Annotated in this window: 18 protein-coding genes and 1 pseudogene; 9 read left to right on the forward strand and 10 right to left on the reverse strand. The window is 69.0% G+C overall.

Annotated features, from left to right (window positions below):
- Positions 1-73 precede the first annotated feature (73 nt).
- The 3 genes and pseudogenes from ACPCUW_RS09225 to ACPCUW_RS09235 all read right to left on the reverse strand — a co-directional run bounded on the left by ACPCUW_RS09225 (position 74) and on the right by ACPCUW_RS09235 (position 1,572).
- Positions 74-523 (reverse strand): hypothetical protein, encoded by a 450-nt coding sequence (locus tag ACPCUW_RS09225; RefSeq protein ID WP_423424317.1) that lies wholly within the window; start codon positions 521-523, stop codon positions 74-76.
- Positions 520-837, reverse strand: a complete 318-nt coding sequence (locus ACPCUW_RS09230) for a hypothetical protein (RefSeq protein WP_064901290.1) — start codon at positions 835-837, stop codon at positions 520-522. The genes ACPCUW_RS09225 and ACPCUW_RS09230 overlap by 4 nt, the downstream gene beginning before the upstream one ends.
- 43 nt (positions 838-880) lie before the next feature.
- A pseudogene (locus ACPCUW_RS09235) lies at positions 881-1,572 on the reverse strand (DJ-1/PfpI family protein).
- 200 nt (positions 1,573-1,772) lie between these two features.
- Here ACPCUW_RS09235 and ACPCUW_RS09240 point away from each other — a divergent pair.
- From ACPCUW_RS09240 to ACPCUW_RS09275, 8 genes are all read left to right on the forward strand, one after another.
- Positions 1,773-2,711, forward strand: a complete 939-nt coding sequence (locus ACPCUW_RS09240; protein ID WP_423424318.1) for a GlxA family transcriptional regulator — start codon at positions 1,773-1,775, stop codon at positions 2,709-2,711.
- A gap of 132 nt (positions 2,712-2,843) precedes the next feature.
- Positions 2,844-3,095: a hypothetical protein gene (locus tag ACPCUW_RS09245; protein ID WP_146098670.1), complete on the forward strand. Its 252-nt coding sequence runs from the start codon at positions 2,844-2,846 to the stop codon at positions 3,093-3,095.
- Positions 3,092-4,018: an FAD:protein FMN transferase gene (locus tag ACPCUW_RS09250; protein WP_423424319.1), complete on the forward strand. Its 927-nt coding sequence runs from the start codon at positions 3,092-3,094 to the stop codon at positions 4,016-4,018. Before ACPCUW_RS09245 ends, ACPCUW_RS09250 begins: the two co-directional genes overlap by 4 nt.
- Positions 4,015-4,584, forward strand: a complete 570-nt coding sequence (locus ACPCUW_RS09255; RefSeq protein ID WP_423424320.1) for a ferric reductase-like transmembrane domain-containing protein — start codon at positions 4,015-4,017, stop codon at positions 4,582-4,584. Before ACPCUW_RS09250 ends, ACPCUW_RS09255 begins: the two co-directional genes overlap by 4 nt.
- The gene (locus ACPCUW_RS09260) at positions 4,581-5,819 is read left to right on the forward strand and encodes an NADH-ubiquinone oxidoreductase-F iron-sulfur binding region domain-containing protein (RefSeq protein ID WP_423424321.1); all 1,239 of its coding nucleotides are present in this window, start codon (positions 4,581-4,583) and stop codon (positions 5,817-5,819) included. The genes ACPCUW_RS09255 and ACPCUW_RS09260 overlap by 4 nt, the downstream gene beginning before the upstream one ends.
- Positions 5,816-6,046: a ferredoxin gene (locus ACPCUW_RS09265; RefSeq protein WP_030513777.1), complete on the forward strand. Its 231-nt coding sequence runs from the start codon at positions 5,816-5,818 to the stop codon at positions 6,044-6,046. The genes ACPCUW_RS09260 and ACPCUW_RS09265 overlap by 4 nt, the downstream gene beginning before the upstream one ends.
- A gap of 57 nt (positions 6,047-6,103) precedes the next feature.
- Positions 6,104-6,226 (forward strand): hypothetical protein, encoded by a 123-nt coding sequence (locus ACPCUW_RS09270; protein WP_255359447.1) that lies wholly within the window; start codon positions 6,104-6,106, stop codon positions 6,224-6,226.
- A 32-nt stretch (positions 6,227-6,258) separates the two neighbouring features.
- Positions 6,259-7,725: an FAD-dependent oxidoreductase gene (locus ACPCUW_RS09275; RefSeq protein WP_423424322.1), complete on the forward strand. Its 1,467-nt coding sequence runs from the start codon at positions 6,259-6,261 to the stop codon at positions 7,723-7,725.
- A 30-nt stretch (positions 7,726-7,755) separates the two neighbouring features.
- Here ACPCUW_RS09275 and ACPCUW_RS09280 read toward each other — a convergent pair whose 3' ends face one another.
- The gene (locus ACPCUW_RS09280) at positions 7,756-9,651 is read right to left on the reverse strand and encodes an alkyl/aryl-sulfatase (RefSeq protein WP_423424323.1); all 1,896 of its coding nucleotides are present in this window, start codon (positions 9,649-9,651) and stop codon (positions 7,756-7,758) included.
- 259 nt (positions 9,652-9,910) lie between these two features.
- Between ACPCUW_RS09280 and ACPCUW_RS09285 the strand changes: the two genes are divergently transcribed.
- On the forward strand, positions 9,911-10,135 hold the full coding sequence (locus ACPCUW_RS09285) for a lipopolysaccharide assembly protein LapA domain-containing protein (protein WP_030513774.1): 225 nt from the start codon (positions 9,911-9,913) through the stop codon (positions 10,133-10,135).
- Positions 10,136-10,139: 4 nt separating this feature from the next.
- Here ACPCUW_RS09285 and ACPCUW_RS09290 read toward each other — a convergent pair whose 3' ends face one another.
- From ACPCUW_RS09290 to ACPCUW_RS09315, 6 genes are all read right to left on the reverse strand, one after another.
- Complete coding sequence (locus ACPCUW_RS09290; protein ID WP_423424324.1) at positions 10,140-10,799, reverse strand: GAP family protein; 660 nt, start codon at positions 10,797-10,799, stop codon at positions 10,140-10,142.
- A 7-nt stretch (positions 10,800-10,806) separates the two neighbouring features.
- Positions 10,807-11,229 carry a DUF7144 family membrane protein gene (locus ACPCUW_RS09295; RefSeq protein ID WP_030513772.1) on the reverse strand — a complete coding sequence of 141 codons (423 nt, stop codon included), beginning with the start codon at positions 11,227-11,229 and terminating at the stop codon, positions 10,807-10,809.
- Between the two features lie 84 nt (positions 11,230-11,313).
- Positions 11,314-11,925 carry a hypothetical protein gene (locus tag ACPCUW_RS09300; protein ID WP_063012756.1) on the reverse strand — a complete coding sequence of 204 codons (612 nt, stop codon included), beginning with the start codon at positions 11,923-11,925 and terminating at the stop codon, positions 11,314-11,316.
- Between the two features lie 134 nt (positions 11,926-12,059).
- Complete coding sequence (locus tag ACPCUW_RS09305) at positions 12,060-13,736, reverse strand: AMP-binding protein (protein WP_423424325.1); 1,677 nt, start codon at positions 13,734-13,736, stop codon at positions 12,060-12,062.
- 342 nt (positions 13,737-14,078) lie between these two features.
- The gene (locus tag ACPCUW_RS09310; protein ID WP_423424326.1) at positions 14,079-15,242 is read right to left on the reverse strand and encodes a PucR family transcriptional regulator; all 1,164 of its coding nucleotides are present in this window, start codon (positions 15,240-15,242) and stop codon (positions 14,079-14,081) included.
- A 95-nt stretch (positions 15,243-15,337) separates the two neighbouring features.
- Positions 15,338-16,072: an SDR family oxidoreductase gene (locus tag ACPCUW_RS09315; protein ID WP_423424327.1), complete on the reverse strand. Its 735-nt coding sequence runs from the start codon at positions 16,070-16,072 to the stop codon at positions 15,338-15,340.
- Between the last annotated feature and the right edge of the window lie 102 nt (positions 16,073-16,174).

A 16,174-nucleotide genomic window follows, 5' to 3' on the forward strand; every position in this document is an offset into this window, starting at 1 on the left:
GTATTCCGGCCGGCCTCGCAATGCACCGACCCGGCGCGATCGTCGTCGTGTCGCGACCGGACACGCCGACAATTCAGACGCCGGTGGTCGATCCCGGGCGTACGACCATCAGCACCGCGACGATCGCCCACAGCAGGTTGAAGATTCCGGCCGACATGGCCAGGCGCGCGGCCGTGGCATCGACGCGGCCGGCTGCCACGGTCGTGAGCGCGGCGCGTTGGTCGGGCAGGATCATCGTGCCCAGGATCGCGGCGGCGGCAGCGGTGAGGGCGATCGACGTGATCAGCCATCCCGTGCCGAGTACACCCAGGGCGGCGCCGGTGGCCAGCCCGAAGATCGGAACCGCGAGCCCGACGGCCGCGTATACCCGGCAAATGCGGTGCAGTACTTGAAGATTCGCGTTCATGTCGACCGATCCGGCGGCCCGGCGCAGGGCTGGGGGAAACATACTGGCAGCGACGGCAACCGGGCCGATCGCGATCACCGCGGCCAGAACATGCAGCGACAGCAGCACTTTCGTCACCGGATGTGCTCCGCTCCACCGCGGCGCACGCCGGTGACCTTCGACGCGGGCAGGCGTCCCGCCTTGGCGGTGCCGGTGAGCGCGTCGCCCTCGACGGTCACCGCGAAGGCGAGATTCAGGCGCATCGGTTTCCTGACGGCCTGATTCCAGGTGAGCCGATCACCGTCGAGCACGATGTCGTGCAGCGAAACCCGTTCGCCCGCACCGCTTGCCGTGCCGGCGAGGGTGCCGTTCTCGCGATGGATATCGAGTTCGACGGCAATCCTGCCGATCGGGGTGGAGATGGACAGGTCCCAAATGCCTTCGGCGGACATGACGCAGTTGTTCCTCGGATGTGTCGTGGGTGAGCAGGTCGGATCAGACGGTGACGGGAACGGGGCCCTGGCGACGCCAGACGATGCCGCGGCGTTCGTAGGCGAACAGCCGCTCGACCGCGTGCGCGACGCGCGGCCCGACCTCGCGTTCGAGCAGATGGAGCCCGAGGTCGAGCCCGGAGGTGACGCCGGCGCCGGTGACGAGATCGCCGTCGTCGACCACGCGCGCGTCCACGGCTTGCACGCCTGTGGCCTCGAGCAGATCCAGTCCCAGATGATGGGTGGTCGCCGGACGCCCTCCACCAGCCCGGCCATGGCGAGTATCAGCGACCCGCCGCAGACGGCGGCAACCGTGATCCGCGGATTCGCCATCACCGCGCGGAGCAGCTCGGGCAGTCCGGTGGTCAGCGTGCGGCCGAGCAGAACCGGGATCGATTCGTCGCGACGCCACTCGCCGGCGGCCCCGGCATCCTGATCCGGCATCTCCCCCGGCTCGCCGATGCGGCCCGAGGCGCCGGGGACCAGCACCACACCGGGTCGCGCCGGATCGAGCGCCGCGGTAGCGCGCAAGGTCAGGCCGCCGGTGCCGCTCACCACCTCCCGCGGCCCTTCCGCCGAGACCAGTTCGACGCTCACGGCACCGTCGGATGCGGTCCCGCCGGCATAGAGCACCTCGTAGGGGGCGATGACGTCCAGCGGATCGAACCCGTCGAACAGGACGATCTGAGCATGCATGGGAATCCCTTCGAATCCGCCCGGCCGCCCGGGCACGGCCTGACGGTATTCGGGCGGGTACGCGGTTCCCAGTGGCGTTTTCGACAGGTTTCGACGGGAAAACGACATACCTCGAAAAAGTCGCTATCACCTGGGAGAAGAGGGCGATGTCCGGAGCATCATGGCGAACAGCACAGGTGGCGACGAGGTATGTTCCGGCCATGCACACCGTCGCCGTCCTCGCCCTGGAAGGGGTCGTCTCGTTCGACCTCGCCGCCCCGATCGAGGCCTTCACCCGGACCCGGCTGCCCGACGGCCGCCCCGGCTATCAGGTCCGGGTCTGCGCCGAACAACCCGAGGTCGACGCCGGCGCCTTCACCTTGCGCGCTCCCTGGGGGCTGGCCGGACTAGAGGACGCCGACACCATCATGGTGCCCGGCACCGCGAACCCGGCCGCACCGATTTCGCCCGCCGTCCGGGATGCGCTGCGCACCGCGGCCGCGCACGGCACGCGCATCGCCTCGATCTGCTCGGGCACCTTCCCGCTCGCCGCCACCAGACTGCTCGACGGGCTGCGCGCCACCACGCACTGGATCGCCGCCGCCGAGCTGGCGGCCGCGTATCCGGCGATCGAGGTGGACCCGGATGTGCTCTACGTCGACAACGGCCAGATCCTCACCTCGGCCGGGGCCGCCGCGGCCCTGGACCTGTGCCTGCACATGATCCGCCGCGACTACGGTTCGGCGGTGGCCGCGGACACCGCCCGGCTCTCGGTGATGCCGTTGGAACGCGAAGGCGGACAAGCCCAATTCATCGTCCACGGCTTCGCGCCCACGCCGCGCGGCTGCGACCTCGAGCCGCTGCTGAACTGGCTCGAGACCAACCTCGCGGCCGACATGACCCTCGACGAGATCGCCGCGCGCGCCGGAGTCAGCACCCGCACCCTCCTTCGCCGCTTCCGCGAGCACACCGGCACCACGCCCCTGCAGTGGCTGCATCGCGCCCGCATCCGCCGCGCCCAGCATCTGCTGGAATCCACCACCCACTCGGTCGAACGCATCGGCGCCCAGGTCGGATTCGGTTCGCCCACCGCCTTCCGCGAGCGGTTCAAACGCACCACCGGAGTCAGTCCGCACAGCTATCGCCGCAGCTTCAGCTGATCTTCAACTCACGGTCGCCGCCCCGGCAACTCATTGCTCACGCACAGCTCACACCCAGCCTCGGTCCGCATGCTGGCCTTTCAGAGAGGGCCGACGCGCGTCGGCACAGCACGGAACGAGCAGGTGACCGATATGGGAACGTCACATCCGAACCGCCGCGTCGGCCGGACAGCGGCCGGGGTACTCCTGGCCGTCGGCGCCGTCGGCACCACGACGGCGGCGGTCGTCGCATACGCCGACAACCAGTCCGCCGCGACCACCAACACCAGCATCACCGACAACACCGGCAGCGCGAGCACCGATCAGTCCTCCGGCACTGCGGGCACCGTGCCCCAGCTGAGCCCTGGCCAGGGCACCGCGCACGCGCGTTCGAGCGGCTCATGACCTCGACACACGCGGCGGAGACCGCCGCAGCCGAATGGGAGCTGTGGAGCACCACCGCTCGCCTCGTCGTCACCGATCCGGCCGCCCTGGCCGGGGCGCGCCGCCTCGTCGACGCTCACCTGAATCGAGTCGACAACGCCTGCAACCGTTTTCGCGCAGATTCCGAAATCGGCATGCTGACGCCCGGCCGCCCGGTCACCGTCAGCGCGTTGTTCGACGAATATCTCGACGCCGCCCTGACCGTCGCTCGCGACACCGACGGCGCCGTCGATCCGACGGTCGGCGCCGACCTCGACAACCTCGGCTACGACCGCGATTTCACGCAGATCACCGCCGGGCCGGCGGTCGTCCCGCTGAGCGTCACCCGGCGACCCGACTGGTCGCAGGTGATCCGGTCGCCGCGGTCGGTGACGCTGCCGGCCGGCGTGCGGCTCGACTTCGGCGCGACGGCGAAGGCCCTGGCCGCCGACCGGTGTGCGCGCACGGTCGCCGACGAACTCGACTGCGGCGTACTGGTGAGCCTGGGCGGCGACATCGCCACCGCCGGGCCCGCTCCCGACGGGCACTGGCAGGTGCTCGTCCAGGACGATGCGACCCAGCCCGCCGCCCTCGTCCGACTGCCCGCGGGTGCGGCGATCGCCACCTCGAGTACGGTGCGGCGGCGCTGGATTCGCGGGGGACGGCCGCTGCACCACATCCTCGATCCCCGCACCGGGTGTGCCGCGGAGCCGGTCTGGCGCACGGTGTCGGTGGCCGCCGACTCCTGCCTCGCGGCCAATGCGGCCGCCACCGCCGCGGTCGTGCGCGGGCGTGCGGCACTGCCGTGGCTGCGTTCCGCCGGGCTGCCGGCCCGGCTGGTGGACCGGCACGGGCGAGTCCTCCCCCTCGGCGGCTGGCCCGACGAGCCGGACGGAATTCGATGAATACCTCTGCGTTCGACCAGGCATTGTGGGCGTTCGGCCGGGTCGGCGGGATCACGGCACTGATTCTGCTGACCGTCGCGGCCGTCGCCGGGATCGCCGCGCGCTCCGGGCGGGCCGTCCTGCTTCCCCGCGCCGGCCTCGCCGAATTCCACCGCGGCGCGGCACTGTCGGCGACGGCATTCGTCGCGCTGCACGTGCTGGCGATGCTCCTCGATCCGTACGCCCAGTTGCGGCTGCTGACCGTGGTGGTGCCGTTCACCGGCGGCTATCGGCCGCTGTGGGTGGGTTTCGGCACCCTGGCCGTCGACCTGCTGGCCGTCGTCGTGATCACCGCGCTGCTGCGACATCGGCTGGGCCCCACCGTCTTCCGCCTGGTGCACTGGTCGGTGTACCCACTGTGGCCGGTGGCCCTGATCCACACGCTCGGATCGGGAAGTGACGTCGACCGGATCTGGATGCTCGTCCTCGTCGGCGCGTGCGTTCTCGCCGTCGCCACCGCCGGCGTCTGGCGGTTCAGCCGCGGTTTCACCGAATTCACCACAGTCCCCGAAAGGAGCCGGCGATGACGGCGACACTGAGCGGAAATCCCGCGACTCCACCCGCCCCGGCCGGCACCGACCGATTGCTGGCGGCCGGCGATTCCAGCCTTTCCGCGCATGCGGCCTCCTATGGCCCCGCCCGTGCGGTCGGCGGCGAGTTCATCGACGTCGTGGCTGCTGCCGGACTCACCGGTCGCGGGGGCGCGGGCTTCCCGGTGGCGCGCAAACTCGCGGCGGTGGCCGACGGCCGGGGCGCCGTCGTGGTCGCCAACGGCGCCGAGGGCGAGCCGGCCAGCGACAAGGACGCGGTATTGCTTTGGCGCGCACCGCATCTGGTGCTCGACGGACTGTCCGTGGCGGCCGCCGCCGTGGGGGCGCGGCGATGCCACCTGTACGCACCGGAGCGGCTGCTCGACCCGATTCGGCACGCCCTCGCCGAGCGGCAGTCCACCGGCTACGACACGCGGCGCGTGGATCTCACCCCGGCCGCCGACGGCTTCCTGGCCGGGGAGAAGAGCGCGGTTCTGGAGCGGCTGGCCGGTCGCGCACCGATACCGCGGGACAAGCCGGTGAGCACCTCTCGATCCGGGCTGAACGGCCGCCCGACGCTGGTGCAGAACGTGGAGACGCTCGCGCATCTGGCACTGCTGGCCCGATTCGGCCCGGCCTGGTTCCGTGCTGCCGGAACCCCCGACGAACCCGGCACCATGCTGGTCACCCTGTCCGGCACCACCGCATCCGGCGTCGTGGAGATCCCGATCGGCACCGGCCTGATCGAATTGATCCAGCGGTTCGGGCGCACCGATCCGGCACAGGTCCAGGCGGTCCTGATCGGCGGGTACCACGGCACCTGGCTGCCGGGCAGCGCACTGGCCGGCGCGGCGATGTCCCGCAAAGCCCTGCGACACCGGCACGCATCGCCCGGCGCCGGGGTTGTACGCGTACTCCGCCACGACGAATGCGGGCTGCGGGTCACCGCGGACATCATCGCGTACCTCGCCGCCCAGAGCGCCGGACAGTGCGGGCCGTGCCGGAACGGATTACCGCAGCTGGCCCGCACCGTCGGCGATCTGGCGGCCCGCGGCCGCACCCGGCCCCAGGAGGTCGCCCGCGTCGCCGATCTGGTCGACGGTCGCGGCGCCTGCCACCACCCCGACGGGACCGCACGCCTGGCACGTTCGGCCCTGGCCGTCTTCGCCGAGGAAATCGACCGCCACCGGCTCGGTTCCTGCCGTGCCCGTTCCCGGGGAGCCGCGCTGTGACCGCACCCGATCGGCCCACCTGGCGCCTGCACATCGATTGGACTCGCTGCGACGGCCGCGGCCTGTGCAGCGAACTGCTGCCCCATGCCATCGCCCGCGACGACTGGGGCTTTCCGCTCACCCGCGACCACCGCGATCCGGTCCTCGACAGCGGTTCGGCCGCCGCGGCCCGCGACGCGGTGAGCCTGTGCCCGCGCCTGGCCCTGTCGCTGCGGCGGATCGGGTGAGCTGCGGCGGATCCGATGACCCGGGTTGAAGACGACCATCCCGGGTAAGGGCTCGGTATGGAATTACTGGTGATCGCCGGTTTGGTCGTCCTGGTCGCGGCGGTGGTGCTGTACCGCACGATCCACAATCACCGGTCGGGTCCGACGGAGCCGCCGGACAAAGAGGGCAACCTGCGGTGACGAGGCGCGCGGAACGACAGGAGGCTGGTTCGGTGACATCTCTGTGGCTCGATCGAACGCCCGTCTCGGTCCCGGTGACTCCGGATCCCGGCAGGGAGTACGACGTTGTGGTCGTCGGCGCCGGGCTCACCGGTCTGGTGACCGCATTGCTCTTCGCGCGCGCCGGGCGCACGGTCGCGGTCCTCGAGGGCCGCACGATCGGCGCGGCCGCGACCGGCAACACCACCGGCAAGCTCAGCTTGCTGCAGGGCACCCACCTCTCGGCGATCACCGCGAAGCATTCGACGGCCACGGTGCGCAAATACGTCGACGCGAATCTGGAGGGCCAGCAATGGCTGCTGCGGTTCTGCGCCGAGAACGACATCGCCACCCAGCGCGCCGACGCGATCACCTACGCCGGTACCGAAGCGGGAACCGACTCGGTGCGCAAGGAATTTCGCGCCTGTGAGCGAGCCGGTCTCGACGTCGCGTGGTCCGACGACACCGCCCTGCCGTTCCCCACCTACGGCGCCGTGCGACTGGCGGACCAGGCGCAGTTCGATCCGATGGACGTCCTCGAGGGACTGACCCTGCAGGCCTGCCGGCACGGTGCGACGATCTTCGAACACACCCGCGTGCACGCCGTCCACGGCGATACGGTGTCGACCGACCGCGGCGATATCCGCGCCGGAACCGTCGTGCTGGCCACGGGCACACCGATTCTCGATCGCGGCGGGTACTTCGCGCGACTGGAGCCGCACCGCTCCTACGCGGCCGCGTTCCGGGTGCCCGGCGTATTCCCGCACGACATGTACCTGTCCGCCGACCAGCCCACGCGGTCGCTGCGGTACGCCCCGCACGACGGGGAGGATCTGCTGCTCGTCGGCGGCAGCGGGCACGTCGTCGGCCGCACCCGCTCGGAGAAGGCGCACGTCGCCGACATGTATACCTGGACGCGCACCCACTTCCCCGACGCCGAGCTGACCCACCGCTGGTCGGCCCAGGACTATTCGGCCATCGACGAACTGCCCTACGCCGGACCGCTGCTGCCGGGCAGCGATCACATCCTCGTCGCCAGCGGCTACGCGAAATGGGGAATGACCAATGCGGTGGCGGCGGCCCTCGCGCTGGCCGGCACCGTGCTCGGCGGCCATCAGCCGTGGGCGCAGGCGTATCGCACCTGGCGCGGCAGCGAAGTGACCGGGCTGGTGAAGGCCGCGTCGATGAATCTCCAAGTCGCACGGCATCTGACGACCGGCTGGCTGAGCGCGGCCTTCGGCGGTGGCGATACCCCCGCCGAGGGCGAGGGCAGAGTGGAGCGCCGCGGAATCCGGCCCGCCGGAGTCTGCACCGTCGACGGCACCACTTCGGCCGTCTCACCGATCTGCCCACATCTGCACGGCATCCTCAACTGGAACGACGCCGAGCGTTCGTGGGATTGCCCGCTGCACGGCTCGCGATTCACCCACGACGGAAAACTGCTGGAGGGACCGGCAACTCGCGATCTCGATCAGCTGTGACGGTCCGGCTACGCCGGACCCCTCACCGGCCTAGGGCGTCACGATGGCGAAGTCGGGATCGGGCGCGTCGAGATATCCGACCAGTTCGATCAGCTTCGACACGTCGCCCTCGACGGTGACCGCGCCGTCGGCGATCAGCTGCCGCATATCCTTCGCACCGAGCAGGGCCGCGTGCAGATCGGCGTCGGACAGGGTGAATGCGGCGTCCGGGGTGGGCATATCCGTGCTCGCGTCGAAGTGGACGAGGACGCCGTTGCGCAGCTGGGTGCGGTGCACGAGATTCCGGTCGGAGACGTTCCAGTCGATGGTGATGGCGGCCGACCAGGCCTTGGGACCGTCGATCCGCAGCGCGATGGCGTCGAAAAGCTGTTCCACCGTGAGCGCGGCCGCGATGTCGGGTGCGTCCGAGGCGGTCGGTGTACCGACCGATCCGTGGCGCAATTCGTAGGCGCCCATCAGGAAGAAGTTGCGCCAGGTACCGTTCTCCGCGCCGTAGCCGAGTTGTTCGAACGTGTCGGCCTGCAGCTCCCGCGCCTCGCGGTTGTCCGGTTCGGCGAAGACCACGTAGTTCAGAACCTGTGCGACCCAACGGAAATCGCCGGCAGCGAACGAGTCGCGCGCCTTGTTCAGCACCTGCTCGACACCGCCCATGTAGTCGACGTGCCGCTTCGCCGATTCGGTCGGCGGATGCTCCCACAGGGTGGCCGGATTACCTTCGAACCATCCCATGTAGCGCTGGTATATCGCCTTCACGTTGTGGCTGACCGAACCGTAGTATCCGCGCGCATGCCAGGCCGCGGCGACGGCCGGGGGCAATTCGATGGTTTCGGCGATTTCGATACCGATGGCGCCCTTGTTCAACGCGCGCAATGTCTGGTCGTGCAGATATCCGTACAGATCACGTTGCAGCGCAAGGAATTCCGTGAGGTTCTCGGTGCCCCACGTCGGCCAATGGTGCGAGGCGAACAGCACATCCGCCCGCGCGGCATAACGATTGATCGACTCGGTCAAGTATTTCGACCACACATGCGGATCGCGCACCAGAGCTCCGCGCAACGTCAGCAGATTGTGCAAGGTGTGTGTCGCGTTCTCCGCCATACACAATGCACGCCGGTCGGGAAAATAGAAATTCATCTCCGACGGCGCCTCGGTGCCCGGAGTCATCTGGAATTCGATGCGCACACCGTCGACGACCTCGGTCTGCCCGGTGTGGGTGATGTCGATCGTGGGTGGGATCAGGGTCGGGGTTCCGGTCGAGGTCGTCGGCCCCAAACCGGCGCCGACCGCGCCCTTCGGGCCGCGCGCCAGGGCCGCGCCGTACATATAGGCGGCGCGCCGGCCCATGGCGGTGCCGGCGTAGACGTTCTCCTCGACCGCATGTTCCACGAATCCCGCCGGCGCCAGAATCGGGCAGCGACCCGCGGCGACATCGTCCGCCGTGGTCACGCCTTTGACGCCGCCGAAGTGATCGATATGCGAATGCGAATAGATCACCCCCGTCACCGGCCGGTCACCGCGATGAGTGCGATAGAGCGCGAGTCCCGCGGCGGCGGTTTCCAGCGAGATCAGCGGATCGATCACGATGACACCGGTATCGCCCTCGACCACGGTCATATTCGACAGATCGAGCCCGCGAATCTGATAGATCCCCTCGGTCACCTCGAACAAACCCTGAATGGCACACAATTTCGACTGCCGCCACAGGCTGGGATGCACGGTGGGCGAGCATTCCGCGTCGAGAAAGGAGTATCCGTCGCTGTCCCACACCACATCGCCCGCCGCATTCTCGACCACTCCGGGTTCCAGCGCCGCGATGAACCCGCGCCGCGCGTCCGCGAAATCCTGCTCGTCCCCGAAGGGCAGCGCCCGGGTCGCCTCCTCGTTCTGTGTCCGCACACTGCCGGAAACGTCGCCCTGGCCGCTCATGGCACGCACCCCAATCCGCACGAAGGCTGTGGTTGTGTCGACTCGCCTGCGACCCTGCCAGCGGCGTCGGGAAATCACCTCACCCGAGACGGGTGAGCATGACTGCCGCCGCCGCATCGCCCGATGCACGCACCGGTCCGAGCGGAGATCACCTCCTACGGGTGAAGCCCGCACGCCTCGCACCCGAGATCATCGGCTCGACGGCATGTGGCGCTGCCGCCTCGGCAATCGTGTCACCGACGAGTACCAGGAGGACGCTATGGATCGAGCCGCGAAACCTTCCCTGCTGTCACGCATTTCGGCGCGGCAGTGGGTGGCGATCGTGCTGGCGGTGCTGACCGTCATCTTCGTCGCGCAGAACCATCATCGCGTCGACATCAACATCCTCACCGTCACCATCCGGTCGCCGATGTGGCTGGTGCTGCTGATCATGTTCCTCGTCGGCTGGGTCGCGGGCCTGCTCACCCGGCGCAGCCGGCGCTGACCGGTCAGAGTCCGCCGATTCCTTTTCCCAGGACGACGGCACCCATCACCAGCAGCACGATCGCCATCACGAGGTGGTTGTCGGCCTGCAACCATCGCCGGGCGCTGTCGAGCGGTTCCCGCAGCCGATCGGCGGCCACCAGATATCCGATCACCACCGCCAGCACACTGGCCGCCGCGATCACCGTGAACACCACCACCGCGATCACCTGCCGGCCACCGCCGATCCCACTCGTGCCGATGGCCACCCCGGCCGAGATGCACAACAGCAGATTCTTCGGATTCACCGCCGAGAGCATCGCGCCCAGACCGAACGCGCCCATCGCGCTCAACGTGTCGATCGCACGCATCCACCCGGGAACGTCGGTTTCCGAGCGAGACCGCCACTGCCTCGCGGCCAGACCCAGCAGCACGATGCCCAGCACGATCTTGATCCACGCGGTCACCGTCGACGGATGCTCGTGTTCCGAATCCGCCATCGTTCCCGACAACAACACGAAGATCGTGGTGACGACGACGATCCCGAGGAGCCAGCCGATCGCGAAGCCGGTCCCGGTCCGCGCGGCATTCGCCGAGAGAATGATCAGGATGGCGGCCACGATCGGGATCGGCGAGATCGCGACACCGACCGCCAGGGGCAGCAGATCGCCGATGACAGCGCCCATCTGCGCATCACATCTGCGGGCGCCAGGTGGCGACGGCCCAGATGACGACGATGTCGAGGGCGATCACGGTCAGCGACCACCACGGATACCAGGGCAACCACAGGAAATTCGCGATGATCGACAGGGCCGCGATGCCGATCGCCGCACCGCGGCCCCACGCGGTTCCGGTCATCAGGCCCAGCGCACACACCACGAGCACGATCCCGAGTCCGATGTGGACCCAGCCCCACGTGGTGAGGTCGACCTTGTAGACGTAATCGGGCCCGGCCACGAACAGGGTGTCGTCGGCCACGGCCGAAATCCCTTGCAGGATCGACAGAATGCCGACCGTGACGAGCAGGATCGCGGCGCCGATCGAGGTCCCGGCGGCGAAGCCCTGCCGCACGGGGTGGCTGTGGGCCGGCGCCCGGTGCTGCGACGAGGTTGTCATCTCCGACTCCTTCCGAGCAGGGTTGCCGATGACTGTCGCGCAGGTGAACCCGGCTCACCTCACCCGAATCGGATGAAGTGCGAGCTACTTCCCGGTGGCGACCGCGCCGCCGTCGTTCTTGTGCCGACCGGCGAGATGGTCGATACCGAGTTTCTCGGCGAACAGATGGCGCTGCACGATCCAGCCCGCCGCCGAGAGCGCGATCCAGGCCAGCGCCGAGAAGATCTGTTCCCAGGTGGAATCCGGCGCCCGCAGGAACGACAGATGATCGTTCGTGCGACCGATCCCGCTCAGCACCATGCTCGCGCCACCGATCGAGGTCAGCCACAGCAGTGCCCGGGCCCGGAATCGGTCGGCGAGGAAACCGCCGGCCACGCCGACCGCCAGGATCACGATCATGCTCAGCGCCCAGTTCTTGTCTCCCGGTTGCAGCACCGACGCCAGTTTGGCGCCGACCATCGCGCCGGTCAGCCCGCCGATGACATACGACGCGAAACGGAAGACCAGCGAGGTCACCACCCACGAGGAGAGCGCGCCGATCGCTCCGAACAGCAGCAACCACAGAAACGACGGATTGAACAGATCCGCGACCAGCCACCCGATGCCGAATCCGATCGCCAGGATCCCCAGATGCACCGATCTGATGCCGTAGAAGCAGAGCAGAGCCCCGACGAGCGCAACCACGATGCCGTTCATCACGACCCCTTTCGACCGTGAACCGCGTGCGCGACGATGCCGCAGCTTCACAGTAACCGCCCAGTTACCGGCGAGCACGGGGAACGTGCGAGGGAATTCCGGCACCCGCGGGCCCGCTGCTGGGCCTCGTGCCGCTACAGCATGCGCTCCCGGCCGTAGATCGCGAATTCGGCCTCCCACGCCTGCTTGTCCGCCGGCGTCATGCGGTCGTACGCGGGTTCGCCGCGGCCGATCCAGCGATAGACGGCATCGTCGGTGCGCCACGCCTGCTCCTGCAGTCGGCGCTTGAGAACCTTGTTGGACCCGGTGACCGGCAAATTCGCCGACACCCGAAGCAGTCGCGGGGTACCCTTCGTGCCGAGATCCCTTTGCTCGGTAAGGAATTCGGCGAATTCGCGCACATCGAACGAATCCGGGTCGGCGACCTCCACGGCGGCCATGACCTGGTCACCGGATCGCGGGTCGGGGACGCCGAACACGGCGGCCGCGACGATCGCGGGATGGCGGCGCAGGACCTGTTCGATCATCAGGGCGGAGGTATTTTCACCGTCGACGCGAATCCAATCGCCCTTGCGGCCCGCGAAATACAGGAATCCCTCGGTATCGATGTAGCCGAGATCTCCGGTCCAGTACCAGCCGTTGCGAATGCGTTCGGCATCGGCGGCGTCGTTCTTGTAATAGCCCTCGAAGGCCACTGCGCCGGCTTTGTCGATCATCTCGCCGATCGCCTCGTCGGGATTGCGGACCCGGCCGTATTCGTCGAGTTCCGCACGCACACATTCGCGCAGCGTATCCGGATTCACCACCGCGACACCGGCATGCGCGGGACGGCCGAGGGCGGCGGGCGGGGCATTCGGATCCAGCGCCGCCAGCGTCGCGCCCTCACTGGAACCGTAGCCCTCGAACAATTCGGCGCCGAACCGGCGCCGGAATTCGGCCTGATCGGCCACCGACGCCTCGGTACCGAAACCGCGCACCAGACTGTTGTCGCCGTCCTGCGGTGATTCGGGCGTGACGAGCAGATATCCGAGCGCCTTGCCGACGTAGGTGAAGAAGGTCGCGCCGAAATATCGAACATCGGGAAGGAATTGGGAGGCAGAGAATTTCGGTGTGAGACATACCGTCGCGCCGACCGTCAGCGCGGGCGCCCACAACGCCATGATGGCATTGCCGTGGAACAGCGGCATACAGCAGTAGTCGACATCGTCGCGCACGTGACCGAATTTGTCCCGCGCCGCGTACGCGATCATGGCCAGGCGGCGCTGACTGCATTTCACCGCTTTCGAGGTTCCGGTGGTGCCGGAGGTGAACAGCAACAGCATCAGCGCGTCCGGGCCGCCCGCGGCCACCGGTTCGCCGCGATGGGCGTGGACGAGCGCGGCATAACCGGGGTCGTCGACCTGCAGATACCGGTCGCCGGGAAGGTCGAGATCCAGTTCGTGCAGTCGCGCCATCCCGGCCGCGTCGGTAACGATCAACTGGCAATCGACGTATCGGATATCCGAGGCCAGCTGAGCGTCTCCGCGGGTGGGATTCAGGCCGGCGACCGTGGCGCCCGCCAACGCCGCCGCACCCAGCCAGAACACGAAGTCGGGAACATTGTCCAGCAGCACCCCGATATGGAAGGGCCCGTCGCGGCGCAGGGAGCGCGCCAGCTCCGCACGGGCGGCCGATTCCCGGACCACCGCGTCCCAGGTCCAATCCCGATCACGGGTGCGCAGTCCGAGCCGCTCGTCTCCGAGCCGGTCGAGCAGCATGGTCGCGATATCCGTGCGGCGCACGTCCGCGGTCGCATGGGAGAGTTCAGTCATTTCCGTATCGCCTTCCATCAGCCGAGTCTGGCCGTTTCACGCCTTCGAGTGCACGAGTTCGATGTATTCGCCCGGCAATTCGTCGACACTCAGTTTGCGGATCTCGACCGGACCCGAGTGATACGAGTCCTCACCGACGATCCGTCCTTCCGCGTCGACGGGCCACAGCAGTAGCTGCCGGAATACGACCGGATAGTCGGCCGCGGTGTCGTCGACGGGGATGCCGATCTGCGGGGCGTACGCGCCCGGTGACTGCCATGTCGAAACTCCTTCTGTCGCTGCCGATCATGGCCGAACCGAGTGATCCGGATCACCCGCCGCCCGTCGCTGGATGGGCCGCATTCATCCGACACGCGTCGGATCGGTACGCCCGGCCGCTTCCGGATCCGCGGCGAGTTCGGCCGAGGACAAGGCGATGCGTCGCACCATCAGCGCCAGCGCGGCCATGAAGCGGTCGAGCGCCTCGTCGACATCCCAGCCCATCACCGCCTCGACCTGCGCGATGCGCGCGGCCACGGTGCTGTGATGCAGATGCAGTTCCGCGGCGGTGCGGCGCAGCGATCCGAAGACACAGAACGCCTCGAGCGTGTCGACGGCGAGCGCACCGGCCTCGGTGGCAGCGAACTCGTTGACCCGCAACACATCCGAGATGCCCAGCAGTCGCTGCACCGGAAGCTCACCGAGCAGGACCAGCGACCCGAGCCGTTCGTACGCGACCACCCGGCGCCCGTGCCAGGTCGAGGAGGCGAAACGCAACGCCCGCCGCGCCTGCTCCCACGACGTGGCGGCCGCGTAGGCCGGCAACCGCTCCCCCATCCCCACCCACGGCCCGCACGCACCCCGGCGCGACGCCGGAAATTTGTGCACCACAGCCGAATTCAACACATCCGACAGCTCCCGGCAGCCTTCCCGGTCCTGGATCAGCACCGCGGTGGTCGCGCCGATCGGCGCCGAACGCACCAGCCGCACCCGGGCGCCGATGATCCGGACCGCTTCCACCGCACCGGGTCCCGATACCGCGAGCACCCGCATCGGCTGCGCCGGGTCGATGCCGAGCAGGCGCATGGCCCGCACGCGATCCTCGCGCCGCTGCTTCTCCGACAACACCAGCTCCAGCAGCGCGGGATCGTCCAGACCCGTCGGCCCCGCCACCGAACCGCGCACCGCCACCACCCGTAGACAGTGCCGCAGCCGATCCACCAGGACCGCGTCGAGGGCGTGCGCGGCGCCGGCCCGCTCCAGCCACACCGCCGGCTCGCCGATCACCTCCGGCGGCGGCATCACCGCCGGCAGCGGACGCCCCGCCGCGTCGTAGCGAATCGTGGTGCCGGACGGCCACCTCGCCCCCGCCGGACATTCGGCCAGTAGCGCCGCGGCGCGGACCACCGCATCCGCGTTGGCGTCGGATTCGTCGAAACCGTCGAAGTATCGGATCAGCCGCAGCACGGCGTCCGGGTCCGCACCGAGTTCGCGCAGTCTCGGCGCCTCGGCACCCGGCTCGTCCATTCGCCCACCTCCACTCCGGCGAGTCCGCCGCTCAGAATGGCAAGAGTGTGGCGGCACGCCGGGTCCTTCCGGCGAATCCTCCCGCTGGGTGGGCCTCAGGCGATGGCGCCGTTGGCGAAGAGAACCTGGCCGTTGATCCAGCGGCCGGGGCCCGCGAGGAAGGCGACCGCTTCGGCGATGTCCTCGGGCGTGCCGAGTCGTTCCAGCGGAGACTGCGCGGCGAGGCGGTCGACGGCCTCCTGATCCTTTCCGTCGAGGAACAGGGGCGTGGCGGTCGGGCCCGGGGCGACCGCGTTCACGGTGATGTCGCGGCCTCGCAGTTCGCGGGCCAGGATCAGGGTCATCGCCTCGACCGCCCCCTTGCTCGCGGCGTAGGCGGCGTACCCGGGAGGCGCCAGGCGGGTCACCGAGGTGGAGAAGGTGATGACGGCGCCACCCGCGCGCACGCGCCGCGCGGCCTGCTGGGCGACCACGAAGGTGCCGCGAATGTTGATGCGGTGCATGCGATCCAGGGCGTCGAGATCGAAGTCTGCGACCGGCCCCAGCGTCATGATCCCGGCCGTGTCGACGACCACATCGATCCCGCCGAAGGCGGCCTCGACGGCGTCGAACACGGCGGCCATCGCGTGTTCGTCGGCCACGTCGCCGCCCACCGCGAGGGCTTGGCCGCCGCGCCCTTCGAGTTCGGTCACGAGCTCGTCGGCCGTGGCCTTGTTGCCGGCGTAGTGCACGCCGACGGCCATCGCGTCGGCGGCGAGGCGCCGGGCGACGGCGCGACCGATGCCGCCCGAGGCTCCCGTCACCAGTGCGACGCGCGTGTGTTCGGCCATGATGCCTCCTCGAAACTTATGAACTCCGCGTCCATATAAACAGATTGTGGACGCTGCGTCCATATGTCACGCTGAGAACGTTCGGAAAAGGAGGGTGAGGAT

The organism is Nocardia sp. AB354, assembly GCF_049538315.1.
In the GTDB taxonomy this organism is placed as follows: Bacteria; Actinomycetota; Actinomycetes; order Mycobacteriales; family Mycobacteriaceae; genus Nocardia; species Nocardia nova.